Annotated in this window: 21 protein-coding genes; 13 read left to right on the top strand and 8 right to left on the bottom strand. The window is 74.4% G+C overall.

The window, feature by feature from the left end; genetic code table 11:
* The first annotated feature begins 29 nt into the window (after positions 1 to 29).
* A complete protein-coding gene (locus AAT21_RS26715; protein ID WP_046779505.1) occupies positions 30 to 455 on the top strand; it encodes an OsmC family protein in 426 nt (141 codons plus the stop codon).
* A gap of 113 nt (positions 456 to 568) precedes the next feature.
* Here AAT21_RS26715 and AAT21_RS26720 read toward each other — a convergent pair whose 3' ends face one another.
* Positions 569 to 1,651 (bottom strand): amidohydrolase family protein, encoded by a 1,083-nt coding sequence (locus AAT21_RS26720; protein ID WP_235439231.1) that lies wholly within the window; start codon positions 1,649 to 1,651, stop codon positions 569 to 571.
* A gap of 40 nt (positions 1,652 to 1,691) precedes the next feature.
* Positions 1,692 to 3,017: a cytochrome P450 family protein gene (locus tag AAT21_RS26725; RefSeq protein ID WP_079025979.1), complete on the bottom strand. Its 1,326-nt coding sequence runs from the start codon at positions 3,015 to 3,017 to the stop codon at positions 1,692 to 1,694.
* Positions 3,018 to 3,392: 375 nt separating this feature from the next.
* On the opposite strand from AAT21_RS26725, the gene AAT21_RS26730 reads away from it, so the two are divergent.
* The 3 genes from AAT21_RS26730 (at position 3,393) to AAT21_RS26740 (ending at position 6,401) form a co-directional block, all read left to right on the top strand.
* Positions 3,393 to 3,950 carry a hypothetical protein gene (locus tag AAT21_RS26730; RefSeq protein WP_046779506.1) on the top strand — a complete coding sequence of 186 codons (558 nt, stop codon included), beginning with the start codon at positions 3,393 to 3,395 and terminating at the stop codon, positions 3,948 to 3,950.
* Between the two features lie 61 nt (positions 3,951 to 4,011).
* Positions 4,012 to 5,370, top strand: a complete 1,359-nt coding sequence (locus tag AAT21_RS26735) for an alkaline phosphatase PhoX (RefSeq protein ID WP_046779507.1) — start codon at positions 4,012 to 4,014, stop codon at positions 5,368 to 5,370.
* An 89-nt stretch (positions 5,371 to 5,459) separates the two neighbouring features.
* On the top strand, positions 5,460 to 6,401 hold the full coding sequence (locus tag AAT21_RS26740) for a polysaccharide deacetylase family protein (protein WP_046779508.1): 942 nt from the start codon (positions 5,460 to 5,462) through the stop codon (positions 6,399 to 6,401).
* Between the two features lie 11 nt (positions 6,402 to 6,412).
* Here the strand turns inward: AAT21_RS26740 and AAT21_RS26745 are convergent, their stop codons facing one another.
* Genes AAT21_RS26745 through AAT21_RS26755 form a run of 3 tightly spaced genes read right to left on the bottom strand, consistent with a single transcriptional unit; the run spans position 6,413 to position 8,546 of the window.
* Positions 6,413 to 7,063 (bottom strand): hypothetical protein, encoded by a 651-nt coding sequence (locus AAT21_RS26745; protein WP_046779509.1) that lies wholly within the window; start codon positions 7,061 to 7,063, stop codon positions 6,413 to 6,415.
* Entirely contained in the window at positions 7,060 to 7,875 is an 816-nt protein-coding gene (locus tag AAT21_RS26750; RefSeq protein WP_046779690.1) for an ATP-binding cassette domain-containing protein, read from the bottom strand. The genes AAT21_RS26745 and AAT21_RS26750 overlap by 4 nt, the downstream gene beginning before the upstream one ends.
* A complete protein-coding gene (locus AAT21_RS26755; RefSeq protein ID WP_046779510.1) occupies positions 7,872 to 8,546 on the bottom strand; it encodes an AIM24 family protein in 675 nt (224 codons plus the stop codon). Before AAT21_RS26755 ends, AAT21_RS26750 begins: the two co-directional genes overlap by 4 nt.
* 71 nt (positions 8,547 to 8,617) lie before the next feature.
* Between AAT21_RS26755 and AAT21_RS26760 the strand changes: the two genes are divergently transcribed.
* The 4 genes from AAT21_RS26760 to AAT21_RS26775 all read left to right on the top strand — a co-directional run bounded on the left by AAT21_RS26760 (position 8,618) and on the right by AAT21_RS26775 (position 13,836).
* A complete protein-coding gene (locus AAT21_RS26760) occupies positions 8,618 to 9,370 on the top strand; it encodes an aminoacyl-tRNA hydrolase (RefSeq protein ID WP_046779511.1) in 753 nt (250 codons plus the stop codon).
* Positions 9,371 to 9,557: 187 nt separating this feature from the next.
* Positions 9,558 to 11,015 (top strand): MbnB/TglH/ChrH family RiPP precursor modification enzyme, encoded by a 1,458-nt coding sequence (locus AAT21_RS26765; RefSeq protein ID WP_046779512.1) that lies wholly within the window; start codon positions 9,558 to 9,560, stop codon positions 11,013 to 11,015.
* Positions 11,012 to 12,040: a TIGR04222 domain-containing membrane protein gene (locus tag AAT21_RS26770; protein ID WP_052758005.1), complete on the top strand. Its 1,029-nt coding sequence runs from the start codon at positions 11,012 to 11,014 to the stop codon at positions 12,038 to 12,040. Before AAT21_RS26765 ends, AAT21_RS26770 begins: the two co-directional genes overlap by 4 nt.
* A gap of 101 nt (positions 12,041 to 12,141) precedes the next feature.
* Positions 12,142 to 13,836: an alpha/beta hydrolase gene (locus AAT21_RS26775; RefSeq protein ID WP_052758000.1), complete on the top strand. Its 1,695-nt coding sequence runs from the start codon at positions 12,142 to 12,144 to the stop codon at positions 13,834 to 13,836.
* Positions 13,837 to 13,949: 113 nt separating this feature from the next.
* Here AAT21_RS26775 and hemQ read toward each other — a convergent pair whose 3' ends face one another.
* Positions 13,950 to 14,663, bottom strand: a complete 714-nt coding sequence (gene hemQ, locus AAT21_RS26780; protein WP_030032685.1) for a hydrogen peroxide-dependent heme synthase — start codon at positions 14,661 to 14,663, stop codon at positions 13,950 to 13,952.
* Between the two features lie 4 nt (positions 14,664 to 14,667).
* Positions 14,668 to 16,152, bottom strand: a complete 1,485-nt coding sequence (gene hemG / locus AAT21_RS26785; RefSeq protein WP_046779693.1) for a protoporphyrinogen oxidase — start codon at positions 16,150 to 16,152, stop codon at positions 14,668 to 14,670.
* 154 nt (positions 16,153 to 16,306) lie between these two features.
* Here hemG and AAT21_RS26790 point away from each other — a divergent pair, with 154 nt between their 5' ends.
* Together AAT21_RS26790 and AAT21_RS26795 are read left to right on the top strand one after the other, a co-directional pair.
* Positions 16,307 to 17,296, top strand: coding sequence for a DUF4349 domain-containing protein (locus AAT21_RS26790; RefSeq protein ID WP_046779513.1), 990 nt, complete (start codon positions 16,307 to 16,309; stop codon positions 17,294 to 17,296).
* Positions 17,297 to 17,355: 59 nt separating this feature from the next.
* Positions 17,356 to 18,738, top strand: a complete 1,383-nt coding sequence (locus tag AAT21_RS26795; protein ID WP_046779514.1) for an FAD-dependent oxidoreductase — start codon at positions 17,356 to 17,358, stop codon at positions 18,736 to 18,738.
* A gap of 64 nt (positions 18,739 to 18,802) precedes the next feature.
* Here AAT21_RS26795 and hemE read toward each other — a convergent pair whose 3' ends face one another.
* Positions 18,803 to 19,867 carry a uroporphyrinogen decarboxylase gene (hemE, locus tag AAT21_RS26800; RefSeq protein WP_046779694.1) on the bottom strand — a complete coding sequence of 355 codons (1,065 nt, stop codon included), beginning with the start codon at positions 19,865 to 19,867 and terminating at the stop codon, positions 18,803 to 18,805.
* Between the two features lie 91 nt (positions 19,868 to 19,958).
* Here hemE and AAT21_RS26805 point away from each other — a divergent pair, with 91 nt between their 5' ends.
* The 3 genes from AAT21_RS26805 (at position 19,959) to AAT21_RS26815 (ending at position 23,048) form a co-directional block, all read left to right on the top strand.
* Positions 19,959 to 20,615 carry a DUF3000 domain-containing protein gene (locus AAT21_RS26805; protein WP_030847663.1) on the top strand — a complete coding sequence of 219 codons (657 nt, stop codon included), beginning with the start codon at positions 19,959 to 19,961 and terminating at the stop codon, positions 20,613 to 20,615.
* 264 nt (positions 20,616 to 20,879) lie between these two features.
* On the top strand, positions 20,880 to 21,542 hold the full coding sequence (locus AAT21_RS26810) for a helix-turn-helix transcriptional regulator (RefSeq protein ID WP_007267191.1): 663 nt from the start codon (positions 20,880 to 20,882) through the stop codon (positions 21,540 to 21,542).
* Positions 21,543 to 21,764: 222 nt separating this feature from the next.
* Entirely contained in the window at positions 21,765 to 23,048 is a 1,284-nt protein-coding gene (locus AAT21_RS26815) for an HRDC domain-containing protein (protein ID WP_046779515.1), read from the top strand.
* Positions 23,049 to 23,211 lie beyond the last annotated feature (163 nt).

Here is a 23,211-nt window from a genome sequence, read left to right on the forward strand (position 1 = left end):
CGTTTCCCCACCTCTGCGAAGGGATCACCATGGCCACCACGCGTCACGCGCACACCGTCTGGGAAGGCGACCTGCTGAAGGGCAAGGGCGTCGTCAGCCTCGACTCCTCGGGCATCGGTTCGTACGACGTCTCCTGGCCCGCCCGCTCCGAGGCCGCGAACGGCAAGACCAGCCCGGAAGAGCTGATCGCCGCCGCCCACTCCAGCTGCTTCTCGATGGCGCTGTCCCACGGCCTCGCGGGCGCGGGCACCCCGCCCACCCGCCTGGAGACCAAGGCCGACGTCACCTTCCAGCCCGGCGAGGGCATCACCGGCATCCACCTGACCGTCGAGGGTGAGGTCCCGGGCCTGGACAACGACGCCTTCGTCGCCGCCGCCGAGGACGCGAAGAAGAACTGCCCGGTAAGCCAGGCCCTGACGGGCACGACGATCACCCTGAGCGCCAAGCTCGCCTGATCACGGCCGACGGGGGTACGGGGCCGCACGGCGCGGCCCCGTCCCCCTGCGGCACTTACCCCTGCGGCTCGGGCCGTCGGGGCTCGGGCCGTCGGGGCTCAGGCCGTAGAGGCTCAGGCCGTCGCAAGCTGCGGGATCAGGCTCAGCGCGTTGCCGTGGTAGATCCCCCGCAGCTGCTCCGGGGTGAAGGCCGGGTCCGCGTCGAGAGCGGGCAGCGCCAGGTCCATGACCGTGTCGGCGGGGGCGGCGGGCCAGTCCGTACCGAAGAGGACGTGGTCGGCCGGCACGTGCTCCAGCAGGGTCGCGGCGGGCGCCATGGGGCCCGCGGTGTCGTAGTAGAAGCGGCTCAGGTGGTCGCGTACGGCGGCGGGCTCCACGCTCGGCTCGCAGAACCGCCCCAGGGCCTGCAGGCGCGTGGCGATGTACGGCAGGAAGCCGCCGGCGTGCGGCAGGACGACGGAGATGTCCGGGAAGCGGTCCAGGGTCCGCCTGCTGATCATGTTCACGGCGGCCCGGGTGGTGTCCAGCAGGAAGTCGCACATGAAGTTCGGGATGCCGGGGACCGTCGACGCGCCGGGCGCGCAGCCCGGGAGGTTGTGCGGATGGGTGTCGACCACCGCTGAGCGTTCGTTCAGCTCGTGGAAGAGCCGGTCGTAGGCGGGGTCCCCCAGGTAGACGCCCCCGTAGTTCGCGGTCACGTTGACGCCGACGGCGCCGAGCTGTCCGAGCCCGCGGCGCACGGCCCAGGACGACGCCTCCTGGTCGTCGAGGAAGAGCGGCACGTAGTAGGAGAACCTGCCCGGGTGCGAGGAGGCCACCTCGATCATCGACCGCAGCGTGATGTTGATCGCCTCGCGCAGCTGCGCCGACGAGTGGTAGCGGGCCGGCAGCATCGGCTTGAGGACCGCGGTGGTGATGCCCGCGTCGTCCATGAAGCGGATCGCCGCATCGGTGCCGAGGCGGGTCCACGGGGGCAGCTGCCCGGGCGTGACCAGCCCGTGGTGCACGGCCCACTCGCGCCACTCCGGGGCGCAGTAGTGATGGTGCATGTCGATCTTCGAGTGGACCGTGCCCGCCGCGTCCCGGGCCGGCGCGGAGGGGTTCCGGGCGATCCGGATGACCTCGCTGGTGCCCACCGCGGCGATACGCAGTTCGTCCGCCGGGGTCCCCAGGAGACGCAGTGCGGGGGTACTCACGGAATCCGTCATGTCAATCCACCGCCCATCGGGTCTGGGGTCACTTTCCGGAGGCCACGGCGGCCAGGGTCGGCTCGTCCGGGTCCCCGCCCGGGTCCCCGTCCGGGCGTGAGGGCTCCAGGACGAGCCGGAGGTGCTCCAGCCCCCGGAAGGCCGCCACCGGTCCCTTGAGCCACGCGCCGCGGGTCTCCGCCAGGTCCACCGGCCGCATGTCCGGGAACTCCCGCAGGAGGCAGCCGAGCGCGATCTCGAGTTCGAGCCGTGCCAGGGGCGCGCCCAGGCAGTAGTGGGTGCCGTGGCCGAAGCCCAGGTGCGTGCCCTGGATGCCCTCGCGCGTCACGTCCAGGTCGTCGGGCGCGTCGAACCGCTCCGGATCCCGGTTGGCCGCGGAGATCGCGATCTGCACCAGGGAGCCCTTGGGGATCACCGTGTCCCGGATCCGGGCCTCCTCGGCCGCGTACCGGAAGGTGGAGGTCTCCACCGAGCCCTCGAAGCGCAGCATCTCCTCGACCGCCCCCGGGATGAGCCGGGGGTCCTCGCGGAGCCTGGCCGCCTGCTCGGGGTGGAGCAGCAGGTTGAGGACGGAGTTCCCGATCTGGTAGGCGGTGGTCTTGTGGCCGGCGAAGAACAGGACCCACAGCGAAGCGACCAGTTCGGGATCGTCCAGCTGTTCCTCCCCCCGGAGCAGGTCGCTGAGGAAGGTGTCCGACGGGTGGTCACGGGTGTCCTGGATGAGCCGTTCCAGCCGGTGCTGGAGCCGTTCCTCGGCTGCCTTCAGCTCCGCCCGGCGGCTGGGGTCGAACCGGGAGCGGGTGACGACCGCGAACTGCTCCAGGATCTCCGGCCGGTCCTCCTGCGGGATGCCCATCAGCTCGCACAGGACCGCGACGGGCAGCGGGAACGCGAACGAGGCCATCAGGTCGACCGTGCCGGCCCTGCGGCACCCGTCGAGGATCGTCTGCGCGATCTCGGTGATCCTCGGCCGCATCTGCTCCACCCGCCGGGGGGTGAAGGCGCTGCGCAGGATGCGGCGCAGCCGGGTGTGCCGGGGCGGGTCCGAGAAGAGCACGTTGTCGTCGAGCGCGTCGAAGAAGCTGCCGTACACCGCGTGGTAGGTGTCGATGGCGCCGCGCATGTCCTTGCTGAACCGGGGGTCCGACAGGGCGTCGCGGGCGTCGTCGTGGCGGGTGATCAGATAGGTGTCGATCCCGTGGGGAGGGGTCAGCCGGCACACCGGGTCCTGCTCGCGCAGGGCCGCGTACATGGGGTGGGGGCACTGCCGGTACTCCGGCGCGCCCCGCGAGACGGCCGAGACGATGTCCCGCAGTCCTCCGTCGCCGTTCGGTGCCGCATCCCGCTGCGCCATGTTCCGCACCCTCCGTCACACCGGCCGCCGGGGCCGTGGCCGTGGCCGTCGCAACGGCCGTCTGCGGACTCACCGGTTCCCCGTGCCGGTGCGCCGCGAAACGGCGCCGCTCCCGTTCGGGTGAGCCGCCGGCGCCGGTGGCCGGGCCGCCGGCGTACGGAGGTCCGGCCGGCGGTCGGCCGGGGGACGGCGGGCCGGCCGCCCGCCCGGCTGCCCGGTGAGCACCCGCCCGGCCGCCCGGTGACCGCCCGGCGGCCGTCGGCCGATCGGCGGTCGTCCGTCCGTGCCGTGTACGCGGCGGACGCGGGGCGGGTACGGCGGCCGGCGGGAAGGGCTGCTGTGCCACCAGCCAGTCCGTCACGAGGAGCCCCGCGCATGGCCCGACGTCTCACCCCCGCCCTCATCGCAGCCGCCTCCCTCGCCCTGGCGGCCGTCACCGCACCGACGGCCTCCGCCGACCACGGTCCGGCCACCGGCCAGGCCCTGGCCGACCGGGCGACCGCGTACGGCGCTACCGCCAGGTACCAGGTGCACGCCAACGCGGTGGCGGACGGCTACGTGCCGGACAAGTACTGCGTCTTCGACAGGGTGGGCCGGACCGGCGCGCTCGGCTACCCGCACTTCAACCACACGTACGACAACTCCGTCGACCCGAGGAAGCCCGCCGCGCTGTACTACGAGGACGACGGGCGCGGCGGCAAGCGCCTCGTCGGGGTGCAGTGGCTGGTCTACGACCGCGACCAGAAGCTGACCACGGACGACGACCGCCCCACCCTGTTCGGCACCGCGTTCAAGGGCCCCAAGCCCGGCAACTTCCCCGGCCAGCCGGTCCACTACGCCCTGCACCTGTGGCTGTGGAAGAAGAACCCCCGCGGCCTGCACGAGACCTTCAACCCGGCGGTGGCCTGCCTCCCCGGCACCACCCGCCCCTGACGTTCCCGCGTTCCCCCGTTCCCGCGTTCCCGCGTTCCCGACGTTCCCTCAGGAGCCGCCGATGTCCGTCTCCCGACGCAGCCTGCTCGCCGCGGGCGCGGTCGCCTTCAGCGGAGCACTGGGCGCGCTGTTCGCCGGCGGCTCCCCCGCCTCCGCCCGGGCCGCCCGGGCCGGTGGCGGGTACGGGCCGCTGCTCCCGGACCCGCGCGGGCTGCTCGACCTGCCCGCCGGGTTCGGCTACCGGGTGCTCTCGCGCGCCGGCGACCCGCTGCGCTCCGGTGAGGGGGCCGTCCCCGCGAACTGCGACGGCATGGCCGCCTTCGACGCCGGGGGCGGCCGGGTACGGCTGGTGCGCAACCACGAGAACCGCGTCACCGCCGCCCTGCGCGTCCCCGCCGTGCCGGGGCTGACGTACGACCCGGGGGCGCTCGGGGGCTGCACGGCCCTGGACCTCGCCGGGGACGGGCGGGTCACCGGCGAGCGCGTCGCCCTCGCCGGCACCGCCGTCAACTGCGCGGGCGGCCGCACCCCCTGGAACACCTGGCTGAGCTGCGAGGAGACCGAGGACCGGGCCGGCACCTCCGGCTACGACCGCGACCACGGCTACGTCTTCGAGGTGGACCCCGCCCGGCCGCGGCGCACGGGCGCCGTCCCGCTCACCGCGATGGGCCGTTTCGCGCACGAGGCCGTCGCCGTGGACCCGTACCGCGGGGTGGTCTACGAGACCGAGGACGCCTTCGTCCGGCCCTTCGGGCTGTTCTACCGGTTCCTGCCGGACCGGCCGCTCGGCGGCGCCGGTTCGCTGCGGGCGGGGGGCGCCCTGGAGGCCCTGCGGGTGCCGGGTCTGGCGGACCTGGCGGTGGTGGACGAGCCCGGGGCGGAGTTCCCGGTGGAGTGGGTGCCCGTACCGGACCCCTCGGCCGCCGGCACCCCGGTCCGGCACCAGGACTTCGGGCGGGGCGGCATCACCCACGCGCAGAAGCTGGAGGGCTGCTACTGGGGCGGCCACGGCGTCCACTTCGTGTCCAGCTACGCCCGCACGGGCGAGGGCGCGTCCGCCGACCACCACGGACAGGTGTGGTTCTACGATCCGCGCCGCGCCCGGCTCCGGCTCGACGTGCTCTTCGGCCCGGCCGCCGACGTACAGCTGCCCGGGGAGTCCCCCGACAACATCTGTCTGGCCCCGGACGGCGGGCTGATGGTGTGCGAGGACGGCGGCGGGGCGCAGTACGTGTTCGGGGTGACGGCGGGCGGCGAGGTCTACCCGGTGGCTCGCAACCCCCAGGACATCGGCGCTCCGGGGACCCCGGAGTGGGGGGAGTTCGCCGGGGTCACCTTCTCCCCCGACGGGCGGACGATGTACGTCAACGCCTACGCCCCCGGCACGACCTTCGCCGTGACGGGCCCCTGGCGGCGCTGACCGGGGGTCTCTCGGCACCGGTGGGAGTGCCGCGGACACCCACTTGTCACATAGTCATATATTTTGCGTGCGTGACCATTTCTGTGCGCATGCGCAAGGTGACGGCCGCGGCCGCACTCAGTGCCGCCCTCACCGCTTCCCTCGCGGGCTGCGGCGGCGGCTCCGGCACCCCGGACGCCGGCCGCGAAGCCCGCATGGGCACGCCGCCGGCATCCGCCCCGGCGGCTTCCGCGCCGCCGGCTTCCGCACCCGCGGCTTCCGCACCCGGTGCCGCGGCCGCCTCCCCGGGCGGCCCCGCCCCGGGCGCGCCGCCGGCCGGTGCTCCCGGCAGGGCCCCGACCCTGGCACCCGGCCCGAACGGCCTGACCCCCGTCTTCGAGCGGGCGAAGCAGCAGACGGACAAGACCGTGGCGCTGACCTTCGACGCCGACATGACCTCCGACCAGGGGCCGCGCGCCGCGGGCGGGGAGCGCTTCGACAACCCGCAGCTGATCTCGACGCTGCGCACCCTCAAGGTGCCCTCGACGATCTTCATGACGGGCCGCTGGGCCGAGGAGTACCCGGACCAGGCCAAGTCCATCGGGACCGACCCGAACTTCGAGATCGCCAACCACTCGTACAGCCACCACGCCTTCACGTCCCCCTGCTACGGCCTCCCCGCGCTGGACGGCGCCGCCGCCCGGGCCGACGTGGACCGGGCCTTCGCCGCCTTCCGGCAGGCCGGGGCCGTCAACACCGTCCCGTACTTCCGCTTCCCCGGCGGCTGCTACGACGACCCGGCGCTGCGGGCCCTGTCCACGGCCAGGGTCACGGCGGTCCAGTGGGACGTGGTCAGCGGTGACGCCTTCGCGAAGGACCCCGACGCGGTGGCGGAACAGGTCCTCGCCGGGGTGAAGCCCGGCTCGGTGGTGGTGATGCACTGCACGCGCAGCGCCGCCCCGGTCACCGAGGAGGCCATCCGGAAGATCGTCCCGGAACTCCGCAAGCGCGGCTACCGCTTCGTGAAAGTCTCCGAACTGATCGGGACGTAGGCGGTGTCCCCTCACCCCCGCCGCTCGGCGGCCAGGCAGGCCACGGTGCCCGCGGCGCCGGCCAGGGCGAGCGCGACCGCGAGGGCCGTGAGCGGCAGCGGCGTGCTTCCCGAGCGGGCCCCCGTGGCCAGGGCGGACACCGCGCCGTGCGCCGGGGAGGGCGCGAGGACCAAGGCCAGCAGGGAGCCGAGGGCCGCCGTCAGGACACCGAGGCCGCGGCGGCGCAGCAGCGGCCGGGCGCACAGCGCGCCGACCGACGCGCCGGTCAGGGCGCACACGGCCGTCACCAGGCCGCCCGCGACGGCGGCCGCGGAGGTGGTGGTTCCGGCCCGGTCGCCGAGCAGGAACGCCGCGCCGGATCCCAGGGCGCCCGCGATCAGCGCCCCGACGAGGCCAGTGAGCAGGGCCGCCGCCTGGACCCGTACCGGACCGGCCGCGGCGGCCGCGCAGTCGCGGGCGGCGCGGGGCTCGTTGTCGGCGCAGATCCGGACCAGCCAGGCGGCGAACGGGAGCAGGCCGGCGGCCGCGTAGCCGAGGGAGTCCAGCACCGGGTCGCCCGGCCGGATCCCGACGGCCACGAACGCCGCGTACGCGACGCAGGGGGCGAGCCACCGCTGGGAGCGCAGCAGGAGCGCGGCCTGGTAGCGGAGGAGGGCGGTCACGGCAGTTCCTCCACGGTGCATACGTGCCAGGGCGGGCGGGCGCCGAGGAGGATCCGCAGCACCTTGTCGGAGCGGGCGGCGTCCACGGTCAGCACCACGACGCCGTCGGGGCCCGGCCGGCCGGCCAGGTCTGGCGGCAGGACGCCACCGGGCGGCGCGGCGGCCCGGATCCGTACCCGGGGTCCCGCCGTGCCCGAGGGCGCCACCGGTACGAGTGAGGTTCCTTCGAGCCGGTGGTGCGCGTCGGGCACGCCCGCGAGCCGCGCCGGGTCGTGGTCCACGAACACCACGGAGGCCCCGGCGGCAGTGCGTTCGGCCACGGCGAGGTCCAGCTCGCGCCGGGCCGCGGCATCCAGTCCGGTCCAGGCCTCGTCGAGGACGAGCAGCTCGGGACCGGCGAGCAGGGCCTGGGCCACGGCCACCTTCTGGCTCGTGCCCTTGGAGAGTTCGGCCATGGGGGTGCGGGCGTGCCCAGCGGCTCCGAAGCGCTCCAGCCAGTGCGTCGCCCGGCGGACCGCCTCGGCCCGCCCGAGCCCGTGCACCCGTCCCAGGTGCGTCAGGTAGGACAGGGCCGTCAGCGGCAGCGCCACCGGGAAGCGCTCGGGTACGTAGGCGGTGCGCTTCGGCCGTCCCCCGACGCGCCCCTCGGTCGGCGCGTCGACCCCGGCGACGACCCGCAGGAGAGTGGACTTCCCGCCGCCGTTGCCGCCTTCGACCCGGACGAGGGTGCCGGGCGGCACCTCCAGCGAGATCCCCCGCAGCACCCACGGCCGACGCCGGCCGTAGCGGCGGCCCACACCTGTGAGGTTCAGTGCGCGGCCGCCTGCTCGGTGACCTCGCTCGGGCGGACGATGACGAAGCCCTCGCCGCGCAGCATCAGCTGGACGGCCTCGCCGGAGCCGCCGCGGATCATCGAGCCGACCGACTGGGAGCGGTGCAGACCCGTCTCCAGCTGGGCGCTCCAGCCGACCACCGCGTCCGTGTCGACGTAGACGGGGGCCTGGGCGGTGACCGGGATGATGATGGGGTTTCCGTCGCAGACGACGGCGAGCTTGCCGGTGCCGGTGAAGACGCTGTTGAAGAGGCCGCCGCCGGTCATGCCGGCGCCCTTCACCATCTTGATCTCGTACGACAGCGTCGGGTCGAAGCACAGCACGTTGCGCCCGTTGACGGTGAGGGCGTCGCCGTGCTCGATGTCGATGATGAAGCAGTTGCCCGCCTGGTGGGCGAACCATGCCTCGCCCCGGCCCCGTACGGACATCAGCGCCAGGCCCTCGCCGGTGACGGCGCGCTTGAGCATGCTGCCTATGCCCTGTCCCTTGCGCTCGAACTGCAGGTCGCCGCGGAAGGCGACCATCGATCCCTGACGGGCCAGCATCTCCCCGTTGACGTTGTACTTCACGGACTTGGCGTTCTGCAGGCTCATGCCGGGGGTCTCGGCGGCCCGCGCCAGGTTCTCGGACGCGAAAAGATCACTCTTCATGGCCCCGATCCTCGCCCGGGGCAGGCACCCGGGACATCCTCCTCAAGGCGGAGCCTGGCATCCTTGGCGGGATGAGCAGCCAGCACACGAACGACACCTCCGGCGTACCCGCGGTCGGGGCCGACAGTGCCTTCCGGCGGGAGCACGTACTGCGGGACGAGGCCCGGCAGTTCGTCCTGCCGCTGGTGGTGCGCATCGAGAAGGCGGAGCCGCCCGCCCGTACCGACGCCCTGGAGACCGCGGCCCGGGCCGTGCTGGTGCTGCTCACCGACGAGCGGGCGCGGGGCGAGGGCGAGTGGGCGCAGGCCGTCCGGGACTGGCAGGACGCACGGATCCGCAAGGTGGTCCGGCGGGCGCGCGGTGCGGAGTGGCGCAAGGCGGAGGCCCTGCCGGGCATCACCGTCCACGGTGACGCCGCGCAGGTCCGGGTCTTCCCGCCGGTGCCCCTCGACGGCTGGCCCAAGGAGCTGGCCAAGCTCCAGGTGTCGGGCACCGACCTCGACGACCCGGAGCCGGTCCCCGCGGCCGACGGCGCCGCCCTGCCGGTGCTGTGGCTCAACCCGGACGTCGGCATGTCGGCCGGCAAGGCGATGGCCCAGGCCGGGCACGCGGCACAGCTGGCGTGGTGGGAGCTGACGCGTGCGGAGCGGGCCGCCTGGCAGGAGTCGGGCTTCCGGCTGGCCGTACGGACCGCCGCGCGCGAGCGGTGGGCGGAGCTCGGCGGGAGCGGGCTGCCGGTGGTCCGCGACGCCGGGTTCACCGAGATCGCGCCCGGCAGCGCGACCGTCGTCGCCGACCATCCGGCGCTGCGGGCCCGGCTCTGACGGCCTCTCCGACAGCCGCTCCGGCGACCTCCCGGCGACCTCCCGGCGGCCTCCCGGCGGCCGGGGCGGGCCCGCGCCGGCCGCCGGGAACCTCAAATGTTGCTCTGAACGTCCCCTCGTGCGGATTGGCGCTACTGCGTCGGGGCCATGACATCCGCACACAACAGGACGAGAGGGGGCGGGGGACATGAAGCCCATGGCACACCTGGGGGTGGGCATCGGCTGGCGGCCGGAGATCGCGGACGCGGTCGAACGGCTGGACGGCCTGGACTGGGTCGAGGTGGTGGCCGAGAACATCTGCCCGGGCCACCTGCCCGAGGCGCTCGGGCGGCTGCGCGAGCGCGGCACGCGCATCGTGCCGCACGGGGTCTCCCTCGGCCTCGGCGGCGCCGACCGTCCGGATCCGGAGAAGCTGGCGGCGCTCGGGGAGCGGGCGGTGGCGCTGGGGGCGCCGCTCGTCACCGAGCACATCGCCTTCGTACGGACGTCATCGCCGCTGCTGGAGGCCGGGCACCTGCTGCCGGTGCCGCGCACCCGCGACGCGCTGGACGTGCTGTGCGAGAACGTGCGGATCGCGCAGGACGCGCTGCCGGTGCCGTTGGCGCTGGAGAACATCGCCGCGCTGTTCTCGTGGCCCGGCGAGGAGATGACGGAGGGGCAGTTCCTCACGGAACTGGTCGAACGGACCGGGGTCCGGCTGCTCATCGACGTGGCGAACCTGCACACCAACCGGGTCAACCGGGGCGAGGACCCGGCCGCCGTCCTGGACGCGATCCCGCTGGAGGCGCTGGCGTACGTGCACGTGGCGGGCGGCGTCGAACGCGGCGGCGTCTGGCACGACACCCACGCGCACCCCGTGCCGCCGGTGGTGCTCGACCTGCTGGCCGAACTGCGTTCCCGGGTGGCACCGGCGGGTGTTCTGCTGGAGCGGGACGACGACTTCCCGCCCGAGGCGGAACTCGCGGGCGAACTGACCGCGATCCGCGAGGTTCTGACGGCAACGGCGCAGGCACTGCCGCAGGCGGGCGCGCCGGACACTGCGCGAGAAGCGGCGAAGAACCCGGCAGCCGGCACGAAGCCCGAGGCCGCGGCCGCGCCCGAGGCCGGCGCGGAGCCGGTGCGGGGGCCGGAGCCGGTGAGCGGCCCAGGACCGGGATCCGTGCCGGAGCCCGGGGCCGGGGCAGAGCCCGTGGGCGGGCCTGAGCACGGGACCGCGGCAGAGCCCGGGGCCGGGGAGGCGGCCCGGACTCGGGTGGGGCTCGCGCAGGCCGCCCTGCTCTCCGTGCTGGTGGCCGGGACGCCCGTGCCCGAGGGCTTCGACCGCGCACGGATCCGGGTGCAGGTGCGGGCACTGGCCGCCAAGCGGGCCGACGTCGTCGCCAAGGTGGCTCCGGAGCTGCCCGGGATCCTCGGCGGCCGTGCACCGTACCGGGAGGCCTTCCTCGCCTACGCGAAGGGCCGCCCGATGACCGCCGGATACCGCAGGGACGCGCTGGACTTCGCCGAGCACCTGCTGATCCAGGACCTCCCGGCCGACCCGGCCGCACGGCGCCGGCTCACCGCCTGGTGGCGGGAGCGGGCGGGGGCCAGGCCACCGCGCCGCATCGTGCGCTGGGCCCGGGCGCTCGCGGGGAGGGCGGCATGAACGTCCTCGCCGTAGCGATCTGGATCGCCGTCGTCGTCTCCTCCGTCCTGCTCGTACGCGGGCTGCGCCGGGCCCGGCCGGCCCCCGCGGCCCCGGCGGCCGGCCTCCACGACCTGTCCGAGGCCGCGTTCTTGGTGGGCGGCCCCGGCACCGTCGTGGACACCGCGCTCGTCTCGCTGCTCGGGGACGGCCGACTGCTCGTCGGCGGTCCCGGCATCGTCCAGGTACGCCCCGGCGCGTGGGCCGGCGACCCCACCGAACGCGCCGTGCTCCAGGCCCACGCCGGCGCTCCCTCGGGCTGGCTCTACCAGGTGCGGTACGCCGCCATGTGCGACCCGGCCGTCCAGGAGATCGGGGACGCCCTGGCCGCCCGCGGGCTGGTCGCCCCGCCCGGCACCGGCCGGGCCCCACGCCGCTGGGGGCTGGTCCAGGCCGTCGTGTGCGGGGTGTGGCTGGTGGCTTCGGTCCCGCTGACCGTCGTGGAGTTCGCCCTCGATGCCGACCCCGGCGTGCCGTTCGTCGTGACGGTGGCGCCCGCACTGTTCGCGGGCCTCGTCCTCGGCCTGTTCTGCAGGGCCCGGGCCGGGAACCGGGTCACCCCGGCCGGGCTGCGTGCCCTGCTGGCCCTGCGGTCCGCGTACGGGCACGACCACAGCCCGCACGTGCAGACGGCGCTGTTCGGGCTGCGCGGCCTGCGCGACCCGTTCCTGCGCCAGCAGCTGGTGCCCGCCGCGCGCGGCACCCGGCTGGCGGCGGCCCAGTCGGGCGCGCGCCCCCACCATCGGCACTCGTCGTCCTCCGACTCCTCGGCCGAGCTGCTGCCGGTGCTGTGGTGCGCGACGAGCGACGGGGGCGGCGGGAGCGGCGGTTCGGGCTGCGGGTCCGGTTCCGGCTGCGGATCCTCGGGCTCGGGCTGTGGCTCCTCCGGCAGCGGCAGCGGTTCCAGCTGCGGCAGCAGCTCCTCCGGTTCCAGCTGTTCGAGTTCGAGCAGTTCCAGTTGCTCCAGCAGTTCCAGCAGTTCCTGATACGGCAATTCGGGTCACGGCCGCCGACACCGGCCGGTGATCCTTTACAAGTGCGGCGTCCGGGCCTCTCATCGGTTCATCGGATGAGAGGCAGGGGCGTCATGCGCACGAGAACCGCACGTCACGGAGCCGCCGTGGCCGCCCTCCTCCTCACGCTGGGCGCGCCCGACGTCGCCGCCGCACCCGCCCCTCCGCCCCCGGAAGCCCCGGCCGCCGGCGGCACCTCCCGCATCCCCGACACCGGCGACGCCGAGAGCGCAGGGGCCGCGCTCGTCGCCCGTCGTGCCACCCTCGCGGCCGCCTCCCGGGGTGGCGGCGCCGCCGGTCTCGACTTCCGCGCCTGTCCCGCCGTCGAGGACCTGCCGTCCCACGTCCGGTGCGCCACCCTGCGCGTACCGCTCGACTACGCCCGTCCCGACGGCCCGCAGATCTCCCTCACCGTCAGCCGGGCCACCGCCACCGGGGCCCGCGGCGCCGCCCGCCAGGGCGCGCTCGTCCAGAACCCCGGCGGCCCCGGGGCATCCGGGATGTCCTTCCCGCTCGTCGCCGGTCTCCCCGGCTGGGAGCGGATCGCTGCCGCCTACGACCTCGTCGGCTACGCCCCGCGCGGGGTCGGACGCTCGGCCCCGCTGTCCTGCCAGGACCCGGCGTCCCACGCGAAGGGTCCCGTCCAGGAGCCCGTCCACCCCTCCCCCGCGTACAAGATGCGGCGCCTCGCGCAGGCCCGGGCGTACGCCCGCGGCTGCGCGCGCCGGGCCGGCCCGGCCCTGCCGTACTACACCACCGCGAACAACGCCCGTGACCTGCACGTGCTGCGCGCCGCGCTCGGCGAGGAGAAGCTGACCTTCATGGGCGCCTCGTACGGCACGTACCTCGGTGCCGTCTACGCCACCCTGTACCCGCGCCACGTCCGCCGGATGGTCCTCGACTCGCCGGTCGATCCCGATCCGCGCCGCGTCTGGTACCGCAACAACCTGGATCAGGCACGGGGGTTCGAGGGACGCTGGCGCGATTTCCGCGTCTGGGTGGCCCGCCACGACGCCGTGTACGGGCTCGGCACCACCCCGGAGGCCGTGCAGGCCGGCTACGAGCGGGTCCGGGACGCGGTGGCCCGCACCCCCGCGGGCGGGACCGTCGGGACCGGCGAGTTGCGGGCCGCTTACCTGCAGGCCGCGTACTACGACGACGTCTGGCCGGACCGGGCGGCGGCCCTGGCCGCGTTCCTGCGCGGCGATCCCTCGGTGCTGGCCGCCCAGGCCGCCCCCGATCCGGCGGTGGCGGCCGAGGCCGAGAACGCGACGGCCGTGTACACGGCGGTGCTCTGCAACGACGCCCCCTGGCCCGCGGACTGGGGGACCTGGGACCGCGACCACACCGAACTGGCCCGCACCGCCCCCTTCGAGACCTGGGCCAACGCCTTCCTCAATCTGCCGTGCGCCTCCTGGCCGGTCCGCGCGGAGCGGTCGCCGGTGGCGGTCGGGGCCCAGCCCGAGCGGCTGCCGCGGACGCTGGTGGTCGCGGCGGAGCGGGACGGAGCGACCCCGTACGCGGGTGCGCCGGAGCTCCAGCGGCGGCTCGGCGCCGGGGCTTCGCTGGTGACGGAAACGGGGGCCGGCTCCCACGGCGTGGCCGGCGGGCGCAACGGCTGCGTGGACCGGCATGTGGAGCGGTATCTGCTGACGGGCGCCACCCCGGGGTGGCGCGTGCGTTGCGCGCCGCATCCGGAGCCCGCACCGGTGTCGCTGGACGACCGGGCGGCGGGTGCCCGCAGGGCACTGCTGCCGCCTGTCGTCTGAACTTCCGGGCGGGATCTCCGGCTGCGTCGTTTCGGGGGCTGTGCCTCCCGATCCACCGGAGGCACTCACCTGACGGTGTGGTCGTCCTCCGGTCCTTCCCCCCAGGGGAGGTATCAGGCGAGCCCGGCCACCAGGTCGGCGACGGACTTGCGGCGCCCGGTGTAGAAGGGCACCTCTTCGCGGACGTGCATGCGGGCCTCGGAGGCACGCAGGTGACGCATGAGGTCGACGATGCGGTACAGCTCGTCGGCCTCGAAGGCCAGCAGCCACTCGTAGTCGCCCAGGGAGAAGGAGGCGACGGTGTTGGCGCGCACGTCCGGGTAGCCGCGGGCCATCTTGCCGTGGTCGGCGAGCATGCGGCGGCGGTCCTCGTCGGGCAGCAGGTACCAGTCGTAGCTGCGGACGAAGGGGTACACGCTGACGTAGTCGCGGGCGACCTCGTCGGCCAGGAAGGCCGGGATGTGCGACTTGTTGAACTCGGCCGGGCGGTGCAGGGCCATGTTCGACCACACCGGCTCCATCGCGCGGCCCAGCTTGGTACGGCGGAACAGGTTGTACGCGGTCTGCAGCTCGTCCGCGGTCTCCGCGTGCCACCAGATCATGATGTCGGCGTCGGCGCGCAGGCCGGAGACGTCATAGGTGCCGCGGACGGTGATGTCCTTGGCGGCCAGCTGGTCGAACAGTTCCTGAACCTCGTCGGCGAAGCCGGCGCGGTCCTCCGGCAGGACGTCCTTCAGCTTGAAGACGGACCACAGGGTGTAGCGGATGACCTCGTTGAGGTCCTTCGCCTTCTTCCCCGCGTTGGGAATCTTCTCTGGTGCAGTCATGTGCCTATTGTCCCGTGCGCTGATCAGTGGTCGGAGCCAGGGGTGCCGTACGCGCACCGAGCGCGGCGATCACCGTGTCAGCGGCCCGGCCGGCGCTCGCGATGCAGGCCGGAATGCCCACTCCGTCGTAGAGCGCACCGCACACGGCGAGGCCGGGCAGGGCCTCGACGGCGCCGCGGATCCGGGCGACCCGGCCGAGGTGGCCGACGGGGTACTGGGGCAGTCCGCCGTCCCAGCGGGTGACGGTGGAGGCGACGGGACGGGCCGTCAGGCCCACGGCCTCGCCGAGGTCGGCGAGGGACACCTCGACGAGTTCGCCGTCCTCGCGCTCCAGGTCGCGCTCGTCGGCGTAGCGGCCGACGGAGGTGCGCAGGAGGAAGAGGTCCGGGTCGGTGCCGGCCCAGGCCCACTTGTTGCTGGAGAAGGTGGACGCCTTGATGGTCCGGCCGTCGACGGGCGGGACGAGGAAGCCGCTGGCCTCGCCGCCGGAGACGGCCGCGGGCAGGTCGCGGCGCCGGAAGGCCAGGGTGACCAGCGCCATCGAGGCGTATTCGACCTGGTCCAGCTCGGCCGCGGCGGCGGGTGCGAGGGTGTCCAGCAGCCGGGCGGCGGGCCCGGCCGGGACGGCCAGGACGACGCCGTCGGCCTCGACGGTCTCCGCGGCGGCCACGACCCGCCAGCCTTCAGCCGTACGAAGGACCTCGCGCACGGGGGCGCCGGTGACGATCCGCGCGCCTGCCGCACGGCAGGCCTCGGCCACGGTGAGCGGAAGGCGTCCGATGCCGCCGTCGATGCCGGCGAACACCGGGCCGGCCTGCTGGGGCCCGCTCTGGGCCCTGCGCTGCAGTTCGCGTACGCCGTCGCCCAGCAGGGCGTGCGTACGGGCGACCTCGAACAGCTGGGGCACCGCGGCCCGCATCGAGATGCGGTAGGCGTCGCCCGCGTAGACCCCGCCGAGCAGCGGTTCCACCAGCCGGTCGACGACCTCGCGGCCGAGGCGGGCGGCCACGTACTCCCCGACGGCGACGTCCTCGCCGATCTCGGCGGGCGGCAGCGTCCGCTCGGCCTCGATGCGGGCCAGGCCCTCGGCGGAGAGGACACCGGAGGCGGCGAGCGGCCCGAGGTCTCCGGGGACGCCCATGACGTGGCCGCGCGGCATCGGCCGCAGCGCGCCCCGGGTCCACAGGCGGGCGGTGGCGGTGGCGGGCGGCTGCACGGCGTCGGCCAGGCCCACGGCCTGGGCGAGGGCCACGGCCTCGGGGCGGCGGGCGAGCATGGACTCGGCGCCGAGGTCGACGGGGCTTCCGGCGAGTTCGCCGGAGTACAGCTTGCCGCCGAGCCTCGGTCCGGCCTCCAGCAGCGTGACGCGGGCGCCCTCGGCGAGCAGCCGGTGGGCCGCCGCGAGGCCCGCGATGCCGCCGCCGATCACGACGACGTGGCCCGGGGAGCCGGCTTGCCGGGTGGGGCTCCCCGGCCGATCCGTACGCATGTCCGCTTCCTGCATGGACACATCGTCTCAGACCGATCACCGAGGCCGGACCGTGACCGCATCGGAACCGGCCCGGGACCACGTGTGCGAAACCCGCGACGGGACCCTGTACGTCGAAACGGCAAACAGCAGCCGATCACCGGGGGTTCACAGCGTGCGCAGCATCAGCAGACACCGTTCCGCGGCGGCCCTGGCCGCCCTCTCCCTCACCGGGGTGCTCGCGCTCACCGGCTGCGGGGCGGACGGGCAGGGTTCCGCGAGCGACAAGGCGGCGGTCGCGCCGCCCGCGGCCGACGGGAAGGCCCGGGAGGGCGCGGCGGGCGCCGCGGCGGCCCCGGCCCCGGCGGGGTCGGCGGGGTCGTCCGCCGCGAAGGACGGGGCGCCGGTCGCGGTCCGGCCGAACGTCATCCGCACGGCGACGCTCGGCATCGAGACGGCCGACGTCCAGAAGACCCTCGCGGCCGCCCGCACCGCGGCCGACGGCGCGGGCGGCTACGTCGGCAACGAGTCGACCCAGCGCGGCAAGGACGGCCGGATGACCTCGACGGTGACCCTGCGGGTGCCCGGGGAGCGCTACGACTCCGTGCTCGGCGCCATGGAGGGCAGCGGGAAGCTGCTGCACCGCAAGGTCGACGCGCAGGACGTCACCGAGAAGGTCGCCGACATCGACAGCCGTGTCTCCTCGCAGCAGGCGAGCGTGGCGCGGGTGCGGGAGATGATGGGCAAGGCCTCGGCGCTGAGCGAGGTGGTGATGCTGGAGGGCGAGCTGAGCCGGCGCCAGTCGGACCTGGAGTCGCTGCTGGCGCAGCGGACCGCGCTGAAGGACCAGACCTCGATGGGCACGATCACGCTGGCGGTCTCCGAGCCGGCCCCGGCGAAGGCGGAGAAGAAGGAGAAGGAGCCCACCTTCCTCGGTGCGCTGGGCAGTGGCTGGGAGGTCTTCACGAAGATCCTGCGCTACCTGCTGGCGGCGTTGGGGGCGCTGCTGCCGTTCCTGCTGACGGCCGCGGTGGTGGCGGCCCTGGTCCGGGCGTACCGGCGGTGGCGGCCGGCGCGGCCGAAGACGGGCCTGGCCCCGAAGCGGGTGGCGGTCCCCGCGCAGCGGGCGGTGGCTCCGGACACCGGGGCCGACGTGCAGGACTGAACGCGCGTTCGCACGTAGCGTGTTCACCATTCGACGTCGGTGAAGGGGCGGTACGGGCGATGGCGAGGGAACGACTGGTGGTGGTCGGGGGCGACGCGGCGGGGATGTCCGCCGCGTCGCAGGCCCGCAGGCTGCGGGGGCCGCAGGAGCTGGAGATCGTCGCCTTCGAGCGCGGCCGTTTCACCTCCTACTCGGCGTGCGGGATCCCGTACTGGGTCGGCGGTCTGGTCGCCGGGCGCGACGAGTTGATCGCCCGCACCCCCGAGGAGCACCGGGCGCGGGACATCGACCTGCGTACCCGCACGGAGGTGGTGGAGCTCGATCTGGCCGGTTCCCGGGTCCGTGCCCGCGATCTGGACGGCGGGTCCGAGGCCTGGACGCACTACGACAAGCTGGTCCTGGCCACGGGTGCCCGGCCGGTGCGTCCGCGCCTGCCCGGCATCGGCGCGCACGGGGTGCACGGCATCCAGACCCTGGACGACGGCCAGCGCCTCATGGACGCCCTGGAGCGGACGCGGGGCCGGCGGGCGGTCGTGGTCGGCGCGGGCTACATCGGCGTGGAGATGGCCGAGGCCCTGGTGCTGCGGGGCTTCGAGGTGACCGTCCTGCACCGGGGCGAGCAGCCGATGTCCACGCTGGATCCCGACATGGGCGGTCTGGTGCACCGGGCGATGAACCGGATGGGGATCGTCACGGTCGCACGCGCCGAGGTGACGAAGATCCTCACCGACGAGGAGGGCCGGGCCCGCGCGGTGGCCACGGCGAGCGGCGAGGAGTACCCGGCGGACGTGGTCGTGCTCGGCCTCGGCGTGGAGCCGCGCACGGCGCTGGCCCGCGCCGCCGGCCTTCCGCTCGGCCCCTCGGGCGGGATCCTCACGGACCTGTCGATGCGGGTCCGGGGCCAGGCGGACGTCTGGGCGGGCGGTGACTGCGTGGAGGTCCTCGACCTGGTCGCGGGCCGAACCCGGCACATCCCGCTGGGCACCCACGCCAACAAGCACGGGCAAGTCATCGGCTCGGGCGTGGGCGGCGGCTACGCGACCTTCCCGGGGGTGGTCGGCACGGCGGTCAGCAAGGTCTGCGACCTGGAGATCGCCCGTACGGGGCTGCGCGAGCGCGACGCGCTGGAGGCGGGCCTGCGCTTCGTGACGGCCACCATCACCTCCACCAACACGGCGGGCTACTACCCGGGCGCGGTGGAGATGACGGTGAAGATGCTGGCGGAACGCCGTACGGGCCGGCTCCTCGGCGTACAGATCGTCGGCGGCGGAGGTTCCGCGAAGCGGGTGGACATCGCGGCGGTGGCCCTCACGGCGGGCATGACGGTGGACCGGATCGTCTCCCTCGACCTGGGCTACGCCCCGCCGTTCTCCCCGGTCTGGGACCCGGTCCTGGTAGCGGCCCGCAAAGCGGTCTCAGCGGTCCGCGCGGCAGGCGTCTGAGCGCTGTTCCGCGCCGTGCGGTGCACGGCGCGGCGCGGACGGTCGCGGTCCGGTACCCCGGGCCTCAGCGGGCGGTCTTGGTGTGGACGTAGTCCACCAGGCGGGTCAGGGCCTCGGGGTCGGTCGTCGGGAGGACGCCGTGGCCGAGGTTGAAGACGTGGCCCTCCAGGCCGGCGGCCGCCGCGAGGACCTCGTCCGTCCTGGCCTCGACCGCCTCCGTGGTGGAGAAGAGCACGGCCGGGTCCAGGTTGCCCTGGAGGGCCTTGCCGGGGCCGACGCGGCGGGCCGCCTCGTCGAGCGCGACGCGGTAGTCGACGCCCACGACGTCGGCGCCGGCCTCGCCCATCAGGCCGAGGAGCTCGCCCGTGCCCACGCCGAAGTGGATGCGGGGAACCCCGTAGGAGGCGACGGACTCCAGGACCTTCGCCGAGGCGGGCATGACGGAGCGGCGGTAGTCCGCCGGGGCGAGCGCGCCGACCCAGGAGTCGAAGAGCTGCACGGCGGAGGCGCCGGCCTCGATCTGGACCTTCAGGAAGGCGGAGGTGATCTCCGCGAGACGGTCGAGCAGGTCGGCCCAGAGCTGCGGGTCCCCGTACATGAGGGCCTTGGTGTGCTCGTGGTTCTTCGACGGGCCGCCCTCGACGAGGTAGCTCGCGAGGGTGAAAGGCGCGCCCGCGAAGCCGATCAACGGCGTGGAGCCCAGTTCACTCGTGAGCATGCCGATCGCCTCGGTGACGTACGAGACGTCCTCAGGGGTGAGGTCGCGCAGCTGTGCGAGGTCCTCGCGGCGGCGGATCGGCTGGGCGACGACCGGGCCCACGCCCGGCTTGATGTCCAGGTCGACGCCGATGGCCTTGAGCGGGACCACGATGTCGGAGAAGAAGATCGCCGCGTCGACGTTGTGGCGCCGCACCGGCTGCATGGTGATCTCGGTGACCAGGTCGGGCCGCATGCAGGACTCCAGCATCGCGGTGCCCTCGCGGACCTTGCGGTACTCGGGGAGGGAGCGCCCGGCCTGCCGCATGAACCACACCGGCGTGTGCGGTACCGGCTCCCGCCGGCACGCCTTCAGGAAGGCGGAATCGTACGTCTGGCTCGGCTGGCCCTTGGGGCGGTCGTTGGCGCTCACGACCCAAATCTTCGCACGTATGAAGAAGTGCCCGGCCCGGCGCGGGTGTCCCTGCGCCGTACGGCCGCACATACCGCCTAGTCTTCCCCGCATGGCTGCGGCTCAGGGACGATTTTCAGATGGCGCCGACGGTACGGACAGCGCGAAGGAGAGCTCGGTCCCCCTCCCGTTCCGCCGGGCGGTCGAAGGCTTGAAGAAGGCCCGGCTGCGTCCGGGGGTCGAGATCGATCCGACGAAGCCGCCCCAGCGGCTGGCCCCGTACGCCTACGCGCTGGAGGCCGCGGTGGTGGACGGGGAGGACGACCTGGCCGACGGCCGGCTCATCCTGCTCCATGATCCGGCCGGGCACGACGCCTGGCACGGGACCTTCCGTCTGGTGACGCTCGTACGGGCGGAACTGGAGCCCGAGATGGCCGCGGATCCGCTGCTGCCGGAGGTGTGCTGGTCCTGGCTGACGGGGGCCCTTCAGGCGCGCGGGCTGGCCTACGGGGAGGCGAGCGGGACGGTGACCATGGCGAGCTCGCACTACTTCGGCGGGCTCGCGGAGCGGCGGCCCGCGACGCAGATCGAGATCAGGGCCTCGTGGACGCCGCGCGAGGGCGTGGGCGGGGTCCCGGACACCTCCGCGCACCTGTCGGCGTGGTGCGAACTGATCTGCCAGATCGCGGGGCTGCCGCCGGTGGGTCCGACGGACACGGCGACGGGTGTGGTCTCCCTGCCACAGCGCCGCGGTCCGCACCACCCGTAGGCACGGGGCCGTACGGCGGCCCCCCGAGGGGCGTCTCCCGGAGGCAGCCGGGGCCGGAGTGTCACAACGCGGCCTCCGTTGTGGGCTTCTGATCACCCGATGATCGATCGTGCGTCCGAATTGCCCGAATTGTTACTCACCAAATCGTGATCATTCCCTAAAGCCGGGCGGGTGACGTGCCGAAGGAGTCAGTGACCATCCGCACGGTTCGCACCGGCTTCCTTCCCCGAGCCGGCCGTCCCGCCACTCCCCCAGGAGGCCTAGGTGTCCGTTCTTCTCGAGCAGCCCGCAAGCCTGGTCGCCTACCGCCCGAACAAGCCGACGGCCATGGTCGTCGTGGCCGACCCGCGCGTCCGTTCCACCGTGACCCGCCATCTGTGGGCCCTCGGAGTCCGTGACGTGATCGAGGCGTCGTCCATCGCGGAGGCCCGCCCCCGCGTCGGCAGCCCGCGCGACATCTGCGTGGCCGACGTACACCTGCCCGACGGTTCCGGTCTGACCCTGCTCTCCGAGACCCGTGCCGCGGGCTGGCCGAACGGCCTGGCCCTGTCCGCCGCCGACGACATCGGCGCCGTCCGCAACGCCCTCGCGGGCGGGGTGAAGGGCTACGTCGTCACCGGTACGCGCACCAACATCGGGCTCCCCACCCGGCCCGGCGCCGCCCCCATCGGTGCCGCCGCCGCCCGTATGCACCGCCGCCCCCCGGGTGCCCCGAGCCACCCGGGCGGCTACCGCGAGCTCTCCGGCCGCGAGGTCGAGGTCCTGCGCCTCGTCGCGGAGGGCCAGTCCAACAAGGCCATCGGCGTCTCGATGGGCCTGTCCGCCCTGACCGTCAAGTCCCACCTGGCCCGTATCGCCCGCAAGCTGGGCACCGGTGACCGCGCGGGAATGGTCGCCGTTGCGCTGCGCACCGGGATCATCCACTGAGCGCGGGCCGGAGCGCCCGGATAGACGTCCGGAACGCCCGGGCAGATGTCCGGAACGCCCGGCAGACGTCCGGAACGCCCGGACGGACACCGGGACAGACACCGGGACAGACACCCGGACGAACGTCCGGGGCACCCTGGGAAAACACCCCTCGTACTGATCGCGCCCGTCGACGGAACGTTCCGGCGACGGGCGCGTCGTATACACGGATACCCTTGACCGGTGACCGACGCCCAAGAGACCGCAGCAGACCTGCGCACCACCACCGGGGGCGGCCCCCCGGACGACGTCGTTGTTCCGCCCGGTGGGCTGCCGATCCCCCTGCTGGAGCCCCGTGAGGGGATCCCTCCGGTGGTCGCCGACGCGGACGCCCTCGCCGAAGTGGTCGCGGCCTTCGCCGCGGGCACCGGCCCCGTGGCCGTCGACGCCGAACGCGCCTCCGGATACCGCTACGGCCAGCGCGCCTACCTCGTGCAGCTGCGCCGCGAGGGTGCCGGGTCCGCACTGATCGACCCGGTGGGCTGCCCCGACCTGTCCTCGCTGGGCGAGGCCCTCTCCGGCACCGAGTGGATCCTGCACGCCGCCACCCAGGACCTGCCGTGCCTGCGCGAAATAGGCATGGTCCCCGCCTCGCTGTTCGACACCGAGCTCGCGGGCCGGCTCGCCGGCTTCCCCCGGGTCGGACTCGGCGCGATGGTCGAGAGCGTTCTCGGCTACGCGCTGGAGAAGGGCCACTCCGCCGTCGACTGGTCCACCCGCCCGCTGCCCGAGCCGTGGCTGCGCTACGCCGCCCTGGACGTGGAGCTGCTGGTGGACCTGCGGGACGCGCTGGAGAAGGAGCTGGACCGGCAGGGCAAGCTGGAGTGGGCCCGGCAGGAGTTCGACGCGATCGCCTCCGCGCCGCCGGCCCCGCCGCGCAAGGACCCGTGGCGCCGTACGTCCGGCATGCACAAGGTGCGCCGCCGCCGGCAGATGGCCGTCGTACGGGAGCTGTGGGAGTCCCGGGACCGGATCGCGCAGCGGCGTGACGTGTCGCCGGGCAAGGTGCTGGGCGACGCTGCGATCGTCGAGGCCGCCCTGGCCCTGCCCACGAACGTGCACACCCTCTCGGCCCTGCCCGGCTACGGGCAGCGGATGGGCCGTCGCCAGCTCGACCAGTGGATGGCCGCCGTGGACCGCGCGAAGGCGCTGCCCGAGAGCGAGCTGCCGCAGCCGGGGGCGACCCCGTCCGGTCCGCCCCCGCCGCGTTCCTGGGCCGACAAGGATCCGGCCGCCGCGGCCCGGCTGGCCGCCGCCCGCACCGCGGTCTCGGCGCTGGCGGAGCAGCTGAACCTGCCCCAGGAGAACCTGATCACCCCGGACACCGTCCGCCGCCTGTGCTGGGAGCCCCCGCAGCGGCTGGACGCGGACGCGGTGGCCGGGACCCTGGCGCTGTACGGCGCCCGGCCCTGGCAGATCGAGCAGGTGACCCCGGTCCTGGTCACGGCCCTGGCCGCGACGGCCTGACCCGGCCCTGTGCCCCCCCCCCACGAAGCCCCCGGTCCCCGGCCGGGGGCTTCGTCGTGCCCGCCGCGGGAGGGCCGGCGGAGTGTGACCTTCGCCGCTCCTCGGGGAGGGGGTGTGCACATTGGTTACCCGCAAGTAGCATGGTCGGGTGAGCGGGCGCTCA

It is taken from the genome of Streptomyces yangpuensis (assembly GCF_001005295.1).
Lineage (GTDB): Bacteria > Actinomycetota > Actinomycetes > Streptomycetales > Streptomycetaceae > Streptomyces > Streptomyces yangpuensis.

Bases quoted from the DNA above. Each gene is read 5' to 3' on its own strand.
- AAT21_RS26715 (WP_046779505.1), top strand. From the start codon at position 30: ATGGCCACCACGCGTCACGCGCACACCGTCTGGGAAGGCGACCTGCTG.
- AAT21_RS26725 (WP_079025979.1), bottom strand. From the start codon at position 3,017: ATGGCGCAGCGGGATGCGGCACCGAACGGCGACGGAGGACTGCGGGAC.
- AAT21_RS26730 (WP_046779506.1), top strand. From the start codon at position 3,393: ATGGCCCGACGTCTCACCCCCGCCCTCATCGCAGCCGCCTCCCTCGCC.
- AAT21_RS26735 (WP_046779507.1), top strand. From the start codon at position 4,012: ATGTCCGTCTCCCGACGCAGCCTGCTCGCCGCGGGCGCGGTCGCCTTC.
- AAT21_RS26740 (WP_046779508.1), top strand. From the start codon at position 5,460: ATGCGCAAGGTGACGGCCGCGGCCGCACTCAGTGCCGCCCTCACCGCT.
- AAT21_RS26755 (WP_046779510.1), bottom strand. From the start codon at position 8,546: ATGAAGAGTGATCTTTTCGCGTCCGAGAACCTGGCGCGGGCCGCCGAG.
- AAT21_RS26760 (WP_046779511.1), top strand. From the start codon at position 8,618: ATGAGCAGCCAGCACACGAACGACACCTCCGGCGTACCCGCGGTCGGG.
- AAT21_RS26765 (WP_046779512.1), top strand. From the start codon at position 9,558: ATGAAGCCCATGGCACACCTGGGGGTGGGCATCGGCTGGCGGCCGGAG.
- AAT21_RS26770 (WP_052758005.1), top strand. From the start codon at position 11,012: ATGAACGTCCTCGCCGTAGCGATCTGGATCGCCGTCGTCGTCTCCTCC.
- AAT21_RS26775 (WP_052758000.1), top strand. From the start codon at position 12,142: ATGCGCACGAGAACCGCACGTCACGGAGCCGCCGTGGCCGCCCTCCTC.
- hemQ (WP_030032685.1), bottom strand. From the start codon at position 14,663: ATGACTGCACCAGAGAAGATTCCCAACGCGGGGAAGAAGGCGAAGGAC.
- hemG (WP_046779693.1), bottom strand. From the start codon at position 16,152: ATGCGTACGGATCGGCCGGGGAGCCCCACCCGGCAAGCCGGCTCCCCG.
- AAT21_RS26795 (WP_046779514.1), top strand. From the start codon at position 17,356: ATGGCGAGGGAACGACTGGTGGTGGTCGGGGGCGACGCGGCGGGGATG.
- AAT21_RS26805 (WP_030847663.1), top strand. From the start codon at position 19,959: ATGGCTGCGGCTCAGGGACGATTTTCAGATGGCGCCGACGGTACGGAC.